The sequence below is a fragment of the Streptomyces sp. HUAS ZL42 genome (assembly GCF_040782645.1).
In the GTDB taxonomy this organism is placed as follows: Bacteria; Actinomycetota; Actinomycetes; order Streptomycetales; family Streptomycetaceae; genus Streptomyces.
The window spans coordinates 394,760-407,123 of record NZ_CP160403.1; the positions used below are offsets into that span (position 1 = coordinate 394,760).

10 protein-coding genes and 1 pseudogene are annotated in these 12,364 nt (G+C 69.0%); 5 read left to right on the forward strand and 6 right to left on the reverse strand.

Annotated elements, in window-relative coordinates:
- Positions 1 to 274 precede the first annotated feature (274 nt).
- Positions 275 to 832 (reverse strand): hypothetical protein, encoded by a 558-nt coding sequence (locus tag ABZO29_RS01920; RefSeq protein ID WP_367318367.1) that lies wholly within the window; start codon positions 830 to 832, stop codon positions 275 to 277.
- Positions 833 to 1,006: 174 nt separating this feature from the next.
- On the opposite strand from ABZO29_RS01920, the gene ABZO29_RS01925 reads away from it, so the two are divergent.
- From ABZO29_RS01925 to ABZO29_RS01945, 5 genes are all read left to right on the forward strand, one after another.
- Entirely contained in the window at positions 1,007 to 1,258 is a 252-nt protein-coding gene (locus ABZO29_RS01925) for a hypothetical protein (protein ID WP_367318368.1), read from the forward strand.
- 35 nt (positions 1,259 to 1,293) lie between these two features.
- Positions 1,294 to 1,896, forward strand: coding sequence for a response regulator transcription factor (locus tag ABZO29_RS01930; RefSeq protein WP_367318369.1), 603 nt, complete (start codon positions 1,294 to 1,296; stop codon positions 1,894 to 1,896).
- A gap of 297 nt (positions 1,897 to 2,193) precedes the next feature.
- Positions 2,194 to 3,444 (forward strand): patatin-like phospholipase family protein, encoded by a 1,251-nt coding sequence (locus ABZO29_RS01935; protein WP_367318370.1) that lies wholly within the window; start codon positions 2,194 to 2,196, stop codon positions 3,442 to 3,444.
- A 465-nt stretch (positions 3,445 to 3,909) separates the two neighbouring features.
- Positions 3,910 to 4,389: a hypothetical protein gene (locus ABZO29_RS01940; RefSeq protein WP_367318371.1), complete on the forward strand. Its 480-nt coding sequence runs from the start codon at positions 3,910 to 3,912 to the stop codon at positions 4,387 to 4,389.
- The gene (locus ABZO29_RS01945; protein WP_367318372.1) at positions 4,389 to 6,929 is read left to right on the forward strand and encodes a hypothetical protein; all 2,541 of its coding nucleotides are present in this window, start codon (positions 4,389 to 4,391) and stop codon (positions 6,927 to 6,929) included. Before ABZO29_RS01940 ends, ABZO29_RS01945 begins: the two co-directional genes overlap by 1 nt.
- Positions 6,930 to 7,356: 427 nt before the next feature.
- Here the strand turns inward: ABZO29_RS01945 and ABZO29_RS01950 are convergent.
- The 5 genes and pseudogenes from ABZO29_RS01950 to ABZO29_RS01970 all read right to left on the reverse strand — a co-directional run.
- A pseudogene (locus ABZO29_RS01950) lies at positions 7,357 to 7,557 on the reverse strand (transposase); the annotation flags it as partial.
- A 104-nt stretch (positions 7,558 to 7,661) separates the two neighbouring features.
- On the reverse strand, positions 7,662 to 8,744 hold the full coding sequence (locus ABZO29_RS01955) for a sugar ABC transporter substrate-binding protein (RefSeq protein WP_367318373.1): 1,083 nt from the start codon (positions 8,742 to 8,744) through the stop codon (positions 7,662 to 7,664).
- Between the two features lie 1,031 nt (positions 8,745 to 9,775).
- Positions 9,776 to 10,759 (reverse strand): threonine/serine dehydratase, encoded by a 984-nt coding sequence (locus ABZO29_RS01960; RefSeq protein ID WP_367318374.1) that lies wholly within the window; start codon positions 10,757 to 10,759, stop codon positions 9,776 to 9,778.
- Positions 10,760 to 11,359: 600 nt separating this feature from the next.
- On the reverse strand, positions 11,360 to 11,755 hold the full coding sequence (locus tag ABZO29_RS01965; RefSeq protein ID WP_367318375.1) for a DUF2267 domain-containing protein: 396 nt from the start codon (positions 11,753 to 11,755) through the stop codon (positions 11,360 to 11,362).
- Positions 11,756 to 11,923: 168 nt separating this feature from the next.
- On the reverse strand, positions 11,924 to 12,319 hold the full coding sequence (locus tag ABZO29_RS01970; RefSeq protein ID WP_367318376.1) for a DUF2267 domain-containing protein: 396 nt from the start codon (positions 12,317 to 12,319) through the stop codon (positions 11,924 to 11,926).
- Positions 12,320 to 12,364: the final 45 nt, after the last annotated feature.

Consider the following 12,364-nt stretch of genomic DNA (forward strand, 5'->3'; position numbering starts at 1 on the left):
GGAGAGCCCCTGCGTGCGGGCGTAGCCCTGGCTGGCATGTCGACGCTGGAGACCCGACCTCGGATGACTTGGCCGGACCGCTGCGCCGATCCGTGGCGGCGGCATCTTGCACAGCTGGTGCTTCACCCGATGGCGCGGTGCGCGGCAGCCGCAGGACCACCACGACACCACCACCCGCCGCAACCAAGGCCCCGAGCCGGCCCCTGAAGGCAACCAGAGCGGTCGTTGGCGTGCAGACCCCGGAAAAGCCCGACCGTCCCGGACCCGGAACTCCTCAGCGTACGGGCGCAAGGAGTGCCAACAGGCTCCCGCTCTCCTTGGGGTCGGCCGTGCCGCCCACGTCGAGGCAGGTCCTGCCCCGGAGGGAGACGGGACCGGAGGCGTCGCGCCGCGCGTACTGGATCAGCTCGACGTGGCGGCCGGAGGGCAGGTCGACCTGGACGCGTAACTCGCGGCGGCTGACGGGCCGTTGCCAGACCCGCAGTGATGCCCCAGAGGGCAGCGGCTGCGGCAGGAGGAGGTCGAACCCTGCCGCTACGGCGTACCGGGCCGCACGGGCAGGCGGTACGCGAAGGCCGGGTCCGGCATCGCCCTTGCCGTAGAGAACATCCTTGGGGTCCAGGTCGGGCTCGAAGAACGCGGGCGGCACTTCTGGATCGAGCTCCAGCTGGACCACCTCGTCCACCTGGAACAGGTGCTCGGCGAAGGAAGCCTCGGCGCGCAGCACCAGGCCGGTCGACTCGTCGATGTGCAGCCGGTAGGTGTCGGCTCCTGCTCCCCAGTAGGCGAACGCCAGCGCCGGGTGCTCCGGGCGCGGGAGCGCCACCACCATCCGCGCTCTCCGTCCGCCCAGAACCGCCGGTCGCACCTGCTCCACGTCGCACAGCGCCAGCAGGGAATCCGGGTCGAACAGGTGCCGGAAAACGTGCGGGGTCGTCGGCAGATACTCGTCGTATGCGACGGCGCCCTCCGGCTCGAACTCGTCGTATTCGACGTCGTCGTTCGCATGGAACCAGTACCAGCGGTCCTCGACGATCAGGCGTTCGTCTCGATCCGGGGGCCCGCCGCCGACATCCCGGACCTGGCGCGCCTCCAGCGGCCGGGCGGCTGCGCGTGGAGTTCGTACTCCACGGTGACCAGGCCGCGCAGAGGCCTGCAGGGGCTGGCGGATCGACTCGCGGCCCTCGGTGGTCGGCTCCGGGTCGACAGCACCACCGGCGGCGGGACGCGGGTCAGGGCGGTGCTGCCGTGCGGGTGATCGTCGCCGACGACGCTGTCCTCTTCCGTGAGGGGATGGCTCGCATCCTTACCGAGGAGGGCTTCGACGCGGTGGCTCAAGCCCGAAGCAGTGCGGAGCTGGTCGGTCTCGTGCGCCGCGACCCACCGGACGTGGTCATCACTGACCTGCGGATGCCGCCGGGCTTCGCGGACGAAGGCATAGAGGCCGCGGCCGAGATCCGCGCGTTCGCGCCGCAGGTCGGGTTGATGCTGTTGTCGCAGTACGTCGAGGTGCATCACGCGTTGCGGCTCATGGAAGAGTTCGACGGTGCTGTCGGATACCTGCTGAAGGACCGGGTGTCCGACCTCGGTGCGTTCGCGGTGGACGTACGGCGCGTCGCCGGTGGCGAGGTCGTGATCGACGCCGAGCTCGTGTCCAGGCTGGTCGGTCGGCGCCGGGAACGTGACGCGTTCGCCGAACTCACCGACCGCGAACGAGAGGTGCTCGCGCTGATGGCCCAGGGGCTGACCAACGCGGCGTTGTCCGAGGAACTGGTTCTGAGCCCCAAGACGATCGAGGGCTACGTGCGAAGCGTCTTCACCAAGCTCGGCCTGGAGCAGGGCGAGCGCGAGCACCGGCGGGTGCAGGCGGTGCTCCGGTTCCTGCGTTGGCAGTGAGCCCTTCCCCCATCGTCACGCGATGCGTGCGCCCGGCGCATCCTCTCTCCGGCCGCGCGTGACGGTGTGATTTACCGCCTGAGCGGGTGAGCTGCCGATGGTTGTCCGGGCAAAGCCAGTCAGGGCTCGGTACGAAGATTGCGTCCGCCCGTGATCTTCGGGTGGATCTGACCGTACCGGAGCGCCACCGCGGGTCGAGGAGGGCTGCCTTGTGGGGCCGACGACGCCTTCCTCCCGAAAACCCGTCCCGGTGGGGCGCCGTCCTGACCAGAACACCGACCGTTCAGGAGATGACCGATGGCAGCAGCGGAACACGATGCCGACCGGCAGCATGCGCTACGGCAAGAGGCCAATGGTTCGGTCGGCCTCGTGCTGGCAGGTGCGGGAGCGCGTGGCGCCTACGAAGCCGGCATCCTCTCGAGACTGCTTCCGGCACTCGAGAAGAGAAACGAGAAGCCGACCGTTTACGTGGGCACCAGTGCCGGGGCGATCAATGCAGCGCTGTTCGCCTCGCTGGCCCACCTTCCCGCCGAGCAGGCAGCTGAGCAAGCCCTGGAGACCTGGCGGTCGGTGAGCAGGAACGATGTTTTCCGGTCGGTTCCGTGGAGCCTGTGCGCCGCCGGCCTCGGCTACACCGCAGGCCTGCTCAATCTCCCGTTCGGCGAGCACGGCGGCATCCTGGACACCGCACCCCTGCGCAGCACCATCGAGCGAAGGCTGAACTGGTCTTGGCTGCACGACAACATCCGCAAGCGGCGCGTGAGGGCCCTGGCACTGGTGACGACCGCGTGCCGGACCGGGCTTACGGAGATCTTCATCGAGAGTCCCACTCCGCTGAAACTCGCGAGGGATGCCGAGCGGGACGTGGACTACGTGGACGTGGAGGACGGGCTGAGCCCCGAACACGTCGTGGCTTCGGCGTCCATCCCCGTGGTGTTCCCGCCCACGCTCCTCAAACAGAGCCGGCGCCAGATCACCGGCTGGTACATGGACGGCGGGGTACGGCTCAACGCGCCCATCAAACCTGCCATCGAGCTCGGCGCGGACAAGATCGTGGTCATCGCCACCGACCCCGAGAAATACGAGGCCCGCCCAGCCGGCCCGGAGGCAGGCCCTGCCCCGCTCGTCCAGGACACCTGCGCCCAGCTACTCAACGGCGCCCTGGTCGACCGCATGATCGAAGATCTGCGCCAGCTCTCCAAGACGAACAAGCTGGTGAAGGCGGATCCCGACGCGAAGAGCAGCGCCGACCGACCGTACCGCATCATCGAACACTTCTTCGCCGGCCCGGCTCCGGGGCCCTTTGACGAGCTCGGGCAGATCGCTGACGAAGTCCTCGCCACCGGCTTCGCCGGCGCACGCGCCCTGCGCCACCCCGATCTGTGGCTGCTCCGCGCGCTCATCGGACCCGCCGTGAGCCGGGGCGAACTTCTCAGCTATGTGCTCTTCGAGCCCGAATTCATCGACGCCGCCATCGACAAGGGCCGGCGCGACGCCGAGCACATCCTCGCTCGCGCCTCGAAAGGCAACGGTCTGTGGTACCAGTGAGGCACCGATACGTCCCCGTTCCCTGATACGAGCCGGCTCCAGGACCTGGACGAACCCGGGCCAGGAGCCGGGCCTGAGAGCGCAGGTCGTCGCGTTCGGCGCAGACGGGCCAGGTCCTGCTGCTGCTTACGGCCGCAGGCCCGCGCGACCTCGGAGACCGGTTCGGGGATGTGGCCGCGGGCCTTGACCAAGGCGTAGAACAGGTCTCCAAGAACCCGACCTGACTGTTTGCCGCAGCAGCGAACGTTTGCCCTTTGGTGACGTGACGGGCTGTCTGGGTGCTGTGCCTGTCGGCCCGTCTCCGCAACCCTGTCGGCTGGCGGACCGAGTGCGTGTAGGCGAGGTCGATGACGACGAGGGAGAACGGCTGCTGCGGATCGTCAACGATGCCCGGACGGGGCGGACTGGCAATGGAGATCTCGTAAAGCCCTCACAGGGTGAGGGATTCTTCGATATCAGTGGTGCATGCCTGAGCCTATTACGCTGGCCGCCATCTCGCTTGCGGGGATACCGGTCGTTGCCTCGTTCCTCCTCGATCGAGTCGGACATCTGTTGGATCGTCGGCATGAGGACAGGAACTTCCCGGTGGTGCGGGAGCCGTCGCCGGAACAGCGGGACGAGCTTGCGGAGCTACAAGGGACGCTGAGTGGGGTGGTTGCGCGGCCGGCCGATGAGGTGAGGGACGACGCGGACGCGCTGGCGGCGATGGACCGGGCGCGGACGTTGCTTGAGCATCTCCATGACCGGCAGATCGACTTTGCGGGTGAGAGGCGGGCGCCGTCGAAGTATCGGATCAGGGCTGTCGTCGAGGTCGACAAGCTCAGGGACGGCGCCGTAGGGGTCCGGCTGGGTGAGGTGCGGTCGTCGGCGAGCATTGATGCGCAGGTCAAGGGCAAGTCCGCGGGCGGGCCGGTGGTCGGCGTTCAGATCGACTCGCTCGAGTGATGCAAGGCGACGAGCTGCTCTTCGAGGATCTTCTGGACGAGCACCTCACCGGCGATCTTGTCCAGCGCGACTGGCTCCTGGCCCAGGTCAAGGATCTCGTGGACGCGCCGCGTATCCGGTTCATCGTGCTCGAAGGGGTCGCGGGAACCGGGAAGACTACGTTTCTCGCGTCCCTGGCGCGGGAGCCTGGGATCAATCCCCGCTATTTCATCCGGCGCGACAGTATCGCGCCGTTGTCGTCCGGAGACGGGCGGGCGTTCCTGGTCCGCGTGGGTCATCAGATCGCAGTGCTGCGCCCGGAGTTGATGGATCTGGACCTGGCCGTGAGCGCGACGATGGAGGTCGAGCAGGCCGATGACCTGATCGGCGTTGACATCGGCAGGCTGGTCGTGTCGTCCTTTCGCCGGACGGCCTTCGAGATCAGGCAGTCGGCCGCGCGAGCCGGGCAGGTGATCGCGGTCAGGATCGGGGAGCTGATCGACGACCTGTCACGGACCAGTCTGGCCGATCTGACCAGGCAGGCGCTGATCGAGCCGGCGGCGCGGCTGGCCGCGGCCGATCGGTCGGCCTCGATCGTGCTGCTGATCGACGGACTGGACGAGATCGGCGCGGCCACCGGCTGGAGCGGCGGCGAGGACTCGATCGTCGACTGGCTCACCGATTGCGCGGAGCTGCCCGAGAACCTGCGGGTGGTGGTGACGACCCGTCCACTGCCGCTGAAGCAGTTCTACCTGCGCCAGCAGAACCGGTACGCGCGGATCAGCCTGGACGGGCACCGCCGGCAGATCGAGGACGAGATCGCCGAGTACGCCGCGTCCGTCCTCGCCCGGGCCGGGATCACCGCACGCCCCGGGCTCGAGCGTGAGGTGGCGCGCAAGGCCGACAACGTCTTTCTCTACGCCGCGCTCTGGGCCAAGACTGTCCCCGACCTGCTCGACCCGCAGAGCCTGCCCGACGGCCTCGACGATCTGTACGAGTATCTGGTCGGTCAGGCACGCCGGGCCTCGGGCCGCCGTGTCCCCGGCAAGAGGGCGGAAGACAGCCGCTGGAAGGCTTACTACCAGCCCCTGCTGGCCACGCTCGCGATCGCTTTCACCCCGCTGCCACCGCAGAGCTTGGCGCGGTACCTCGGGTTCCCCGCGAACTCTCAGGGCTTTCTTGCGGCCGTCCTGGAGGACCTCGGACCGATCCTGCGCGTCGACCACGACCGGGTCAGGTTCTGCCACGGGAGCCTGGCGGACTTCCTCACCACCCCGTCCAGGCATGAGTATTGGAGCGTGCAGCCCTCAGCGAACCACCTCCAACTGGCACGCAGCCTTCTCGGTCTGTACGGCCACGACTGGGCGTCCTGCGAGGACGTCTACGCGTTGACCTACACGGCCAGGCATCTGGTCGCCGCGCTCGAGGAGGGCGTCCCCGAGGCCCTTGATCCGCTCGTGGGCCTGCTCGGAGGTCTGCCGTTCGGCCAGGCGAAGGCACGGCACGCCGAGGTCGGTTTCGGGAGCCTGGTCACCGACTACATCGCCGCCTGGACGCTCGCTCCGGACCTGCGGGACGAGCTGGCCCGCGGGCTCGCCCGGGTCGTCATCACTCTCGAGGCGCACGACCAGCTTCGCGACACACTCGGCTACCGCACCGACGGCAAAGACCTGCACGAACGGGTCGTGACCCTGCTGGGTGACGAGGAGCTGCTGCGGGAACACGCAGCCCCCAACCGTCAGCAGGCGCTCGCCCTGGTTGCGGCGCACTCCGAATCGGCCCGTATCCGCCGCCTGGGCGGCGCGGCCAACCTGCAGCGAGCGGGCGAAATCCTGCGCCGCCTCGTCTCGGCCGACGGCTTTGGCGGCAAGGAGCCGGGCAACCTCTCGGCGATCTACTACGACTTCGCCTACCTCGAGTTCCTCCTCGGCAACCCCGAAGCGGCACGCTCATGGTTCCATCGCTCCATCGAGGTGGACGAGCGCCGGGGCAACACCAAGGGCCGCTACATCACGACGTCCGCACTGCGCCGCCTGGAGTATCACCTCGGCGAGCTGTCACACGGCGCGTACCGGGCTTTCCTGGACGAGGCCGAGGCCTACTTCAGCGGTCTGGGACCTGACGCCCAAGGCGAGCGCTGGATCATGACCCTGACCTTTCACCGCCTGGAACTCGCCGTCGCGACGGACGACTTGGCCTTGGCCGAGACCCAACTGGCAGCACTCGAGGACAACACCTGGCTACGTGACTACACCCGCACCGACAACCGCGCCAAGAACGACTTGATCACCATCGCCCGAGCCAGGACGGAGCTGGCCCGGCGGAACTGGACACAGGCCATCTCCCTGTTCGAGCAGCGCCTCGGCGAAGACCTCGACGGCGACCCGGACCACCGCGAGGAGATGGCCCGCGACCTGTACGAATACGCCAGAGCCCTGGTCGGCGCGGACCGTCCCCACGACGCCCGGCGCGTGCTGGCCCTGGCGTCCGATCTACCTGACGGCACCGGATCCTGGCTCTGGAAGCCCCGCATCCACGCCCTCCAGGACACCTTGGAATAGCCACCTCCACCATCCACAACCACCCACACACCGCGCACACCGCCTTCTCACCCTGCCGCACGGCCGCCACATGCACCGCGCCCAACAGCCCGGCACGCGGGGGTCCGGGGTTCACACGATGCCCGTCTCCTCTGGTGAGGATGCGGGCACGGTTGCCGGCGTTCGGACACCTGCTGCTTCGGGTGCGGTCCGCACGACGGTCACGACGGTCACGGCGGTGAGGCCGTCCCTCACCGCGTCTTCTTTGGCGGGGAACGCGAGGCTCAGCGCGATGCGTCCGTCCAACCGCGTTCGAGCAGGTCGAAGATCTCGTCCACAGCTCGGCGGGGGTCCTCACCTCCGTGGACCAGGCTGGGGCCGCGGTCGGCTCGGGGCTGCGGCCGTGGGCTCGGCAGGTCTTGTCGCGTAACAGGTCGTGGACCTGCTGGGTCGTGCCGTCCGCTTCCCACTTCGCGTAGTAGTCGTAGACGGTCTTGTACGGCGGGAAGTCGTGCGGCAGGTACTCCCACGGATGCCGGTGCGGTTGACATATGGCATAGACGATCGCGTTGACGATCTCCCGCAGCGCGTGCACCCGCGCTGCCGTTCCAGGCCCACTCCGCCCGGCTCGCCATGCCGCGAAAAGCATCCCCTACCAACTACCTGGATCAGATGCCCTCTCAGGTGATCCGGCACCTCTCCCCCACCTCATCGACACGGTGCCGCGCGAGCTCGCCGCTCGGAAGGCGGCTCCTACGGGGTGAGGCCGACCTTCTTGCAAGCAGCCCGGAATTCGGGGGTACAGATCTGGTCGATCGTGTGCACGCCATCCTTGACGACGGTGCCCTTGATGTTGTCTGCGGTCACCGAGACCGGAGTGAGGAGAGCAGCTGGGATGTCCTTGGTGGTGGGGCTACTGACCCTGTCCTTGGCGATCGCGCCGAGCTCTTCGCCCCGCCCCAGGGCGACGGCCATCTGCGCGGCGGTGCCCGCCTCCAGTCTGAAGGGTTTGTAGGCGGTCATGTACTGGTCCCCCTTGACGATGCGCTGCACGGCCCTGAGGTCGGCGTCCTGGCCGGTGACCGGGGGAAGCGGCTTGATCTTGGCGGCCCTGAGGGCGGCGATGGCACCGGAGGCGAGGTTGTCGTTGGCGGCGTAGACACCATCGATATTGTCGGCACCCAGGGCGGCGATGGCCCCGACCATGTTGTTGTAGGCGTTCTGCGCCCGCCACTCGACGGTGTCGTACGACCTAGCGATCTTCACTTTGCCCTTGAGGGCGGACAGCGCGCCGTGCTTGAACCAGCCCGCGTTGGGGTCGGTCGTGGCGCCGTTCATCATGACGATCTGACCGCCGTGCGCCTTGGCGCCCATGGCTCTGAGGAGCGCCTCGGCCTGAATCCTGCCGACCCGCGCACCGTCGAACGTGACGTAGCCCGAGATCGGGCCTTCGGCGAGCCGGTCGTAGGCGACGACAGGGATACCGGTCTGGTGCGCCGCTTCGACAGAGGAGCGCACCGCCTTGGGGTCGACGGCATCGAGGATCAGGACGTCGACCCCCTTGGTGATCATGGAGTCGATCTGCTGCCGCTGGGTCGCTGCGTCATCCCTGGCGTTGGCGTACTGCATCGGGCAGTTCGCGCACAGCTCCTTGATCTTCGCCTCGGTCAGGGACCTGTCCGGGTGCTCCCGGCCGCCCGCCCCTGGGAGCAGCAAGCCGATCGTGAAGGCGCCCTCGCGGGAGGCGCCCGGCTCTCCGGCCTCGCCGCAGGCAGTAAGCCCAACAGCCGCGGTCACCACAGCCGCAGCGACGGCACGACAAACGTGGGCGTTCATTTTGGGGGTGCCTCCATGACTCGGTCACCGCCGCCCGTCAGTGGCGCCTGAATTTCCCCGGACATTCGAGTCTAATGGGACAGCGTTCGCCTTTCCTGGATGCCGCATCGAGCCGATGATCTTCTCCGCCGCGCCAGTGCCTCCCAGTGATTCCCCACCGGACGTGGTGCGACCGTGGTTGCGGCAGGCATCGGCCCGCAGACCCACGTCGCCTCACTCTGGCGGCGGTGGCCCTGGCTACGGCTCTCGCCCCCTGCGAAACGGCCGGCGAGTCGGGCGCCTCCCGCGAGGGCGGCTTCGCGATCGGCTTGCTTCCCCTCGCTGGCACAGGTCCAAAGCCCACTCCCCCACCTGGGCCGCCGTACGCCAGCTCTTCCAGCGCCGCTGTGTCGGCCAAGACCCGCAGGGCATCACGCAGGTCGCCGTCGGGGAGGAAGGACAGAGAGGCCGGCGCTCAGGTGCCGAAGAGGGGCAGGCGATCGGGGGCAAGGGTTGGCGGGCATGCCGAGCTCATGGCGCGCAGCAGGGCTCCCATGTCCTGGAGGGGGACAGGCCCGCCGAGGGAGCGGTCACGGCGGTCGGCGTGGCGTCCTGCGGCGTGAGCCGCTCCGGTTCGGCGTTCTGGTCCAGATCCGCAAGCTCGGGCGGGAGTTGACCGAGGGCGCGGGCGATGCGCCCGTCGATGCGACGGCACCGGGCCGGGACGAGGGAGAGGCTCCGGCCACGGTCTGCGAGCTCGTGGGAGGTCTGATCCAGCCGCTCGTCCAGGCTGGGGCCGTCGCCGGAACCGTCGTTTTCGCCGGGAAGAGCGCCGGTGCCCGCGGAGGCACGGAACGCGGCTCGTACTGCCGGCTCGGGTTACCGGGAGGCCCTCGGCGAAGGCCGGCAGCGCCAGGTCTGTCGGCCGCTCGCCCCGACCGGCGAGACGGGCAAGGCCCAGCACCAGGTCGAAGCTCTCGGGCGGCGGCGCGGAGGTGCTACCCGCAAGCAGTCATAGCGAGCGAGCACGAGTGAGCCCAGAGAAGCAATGGTCAGAGCCTGTGGTGGATGGGAGCCGCACCTACCCAGCGGTGGTAGGCGTCTACGTCGACGTTGCTGCCGCACACGATGGTGACGACATGTCGGCCGGCGAAGCGGTCGCGGTCTTCAAGGATCGCTGCGATGCCGAGCGCGGCCGACGGTTCGACGACGAGGCCTGCGTGGTCGAGAAGCATCCGCATACCGGCGACGATCGACTCCTCCCGGACGAGGACGGCGTCGTCGGCGACCAGAAGGAGGTCGTCCAGGACGGCCGGGATGGGATACCGGCCCGCGACGCCGTCGGCGATGGTGTCGGCCGAGTCAGTGGTGACGACACGGCGCTGCCGCCACGAGAGCGTCAACGCCGGGGCGCCCAGCGGCTGGACGCAGATCACCTCGACTCCGGGCACCAACGCCTTCACCACATGACCCACACCGGTGGCCAGCGCTCCGCCGCCGAGAGCGATCAGGACGGCGTCGAACGACGGCACGGTGTCCACCAGTTCCAGGCCGATGGTCGCCGCGCCCTCGCAGGTCTCGATGTCCAGGCTGTCCTCGACCAGCCGGATCCCGTCGTACCGTGCGATGGCCGCCGCCCGCTCGCGAGCCACCTCGTGGTCGCCGTCCACCAGCTCCAACCCGGCGCCCAGTGCACGGATGCGATCAAGCTTGACCCGAGTCGCAAAGCGGGACGCCACGACGGTGACGTTGAGCCCCCGGCGGCGACCGGACCACGCGAGAGCCTGGCCAAGGTTGCCCGCGCTCGCACACACCACGGCTCGCGAAGCACTGTCGGCGAGCCGGCTCGCGACCAGCTCGGTGCCGCGGGCTTTGAAGCTGCGGACCGGGTTCGCCGTTTCGAGCTTGATGCTCACCGTGCACCCGAGGCCGGGCTCCAGTGCCTCGCAGGGGTACAACGCAGTGTCGAGAAAGACCGGGTCGATTACCCGGCGAGCCGCCCGGATCCGAGCAGTGTCGAGGCGCGTCTCCGGCATGACACAGCAGCATAGCGCCGCCCGCGCAGTTCCCTTTGGGTGAATGCCCGGCGACGAGTGCCGGTACTGGGAGCTTTGAGCCGGGGCCGCTCGGCCCGGAGGACGGGGCCGCTTCAAGCCGGAAAGTCCGCCCAACCGACCTTCAAGTGGGGCCACTTCAAGACGGACGGATTCCAGCGAGCGTCGCAGCACGTGATCACTCCAGTGTTGCGCCGAGCAGGGTGAGCGGCGGGCCCGCTCTCATCCTGTGAGCGATGCGTCGACAACGGTGCGCAGCGGAATGCCTCGGCGTGCTCCTCGCACTACTCACGCAACGTCCGGGGAGCAATGCCGGTGAGGTTGGTGATGTGATCGGCCATCACTCCGGCGCGTTCCGCACGGAAGAGCCCAACGAGGTTGTGCATCGCGCCGGCTCTCGGCTTCGGTTCCCTGCTCGATACCCTGCCGAGCGAACCACTCAGGCGTCATGAGCACGAACTCAATCGGCCGTCCCAGGGCATTGGCAAGGATTGCCACCTGCTCGCGGGCGGTGAGCGCAGCGTCTGAAGGTGTCCACGCGGTGTGCGGCTGCGTTCCACCGCCGTGCACCCTGCCTGCCCGTCAGGCCGCCTGGGTGAGCTCGGCGCGGCCGAACAGCAGGCCGTAGCCGGAGGGAAGCTGGGTGAGGATACGGGTAAGGAGTTCCTCGCCGGCGAGTCGGGCCACGATGCGCAGGACGGTACCGGCGTCCCAACGGGTGGTCGCCGGGCTGCCACCGGTGCGCGAGGCCAGGTCCTTGACGAAGCCCCAACCGGTGGGGGGTTCGGTGGCGGGGATCTGGGAGGTGAAGATGACGGCCGCCTCGTGCGGCAGCCGGGCGGCCAGCTCCACCCGTTCCTCGCCGGTGAGCTGACGCCCGAAGGCGGCCAGCACGGCGCGCACGGCCTGTTCGGCCTGCGCGCGGGTGGCATAGGCGCCTTCGTAGCGCACTTGCTCCAGCATCTGCTCGAACGTCATGCCCGCGGTGGACCGGCACGGCTGCTGCTGGGAAATCATTGCTGACGCGGTGGCCTTTCTCGTGTGAGGGGGTCACGACGCCGGTGGCGGGGCCGGTGCCCCGCCCGGCCGGCGCCGCCCCCGGGGGTCGGTGAGAGAAGGGGTGTGGTTGCCTGGGCCGGCTGCGGGTCAGACGGGCTGGGGGTGGCCGAACAGCAGGTCGTAGCCGGCCGGGAGCTGGAGCAGGATGCGGCGGGTGAGCTCCTCGCCCGCGGCGTCCGCGGCCACGCTGAGCACGGCGCTCACGTCCCAGGCGGCGGTCTGTTCGGTGGCTCCCTCGATCCAGGCCGCGGTGGCCCGTACGAACCGCTCGGGAGACAGCGGCTCGCGTGCCTGGAGCGGATTGAGCAGGACGAGCGCCAGGTGCTCGGGCAGCCGGGCGGCCAGGTCCGCTCTGACCTCGCCCACCAGGTGCGCGCCCAGCAGCGCCAGCACCGTGCGGGCGGCCCGCTCGGCTTCCTTGGTGGTGTCGTACTCGCCGCGTTCCTTGACCTGGTCAAGGAACGCCTCCCATCGCATCACCATCGCTGCTCCCGTGCGTGTGTGGCGGCGAGCGGAGGACGGGGGCGG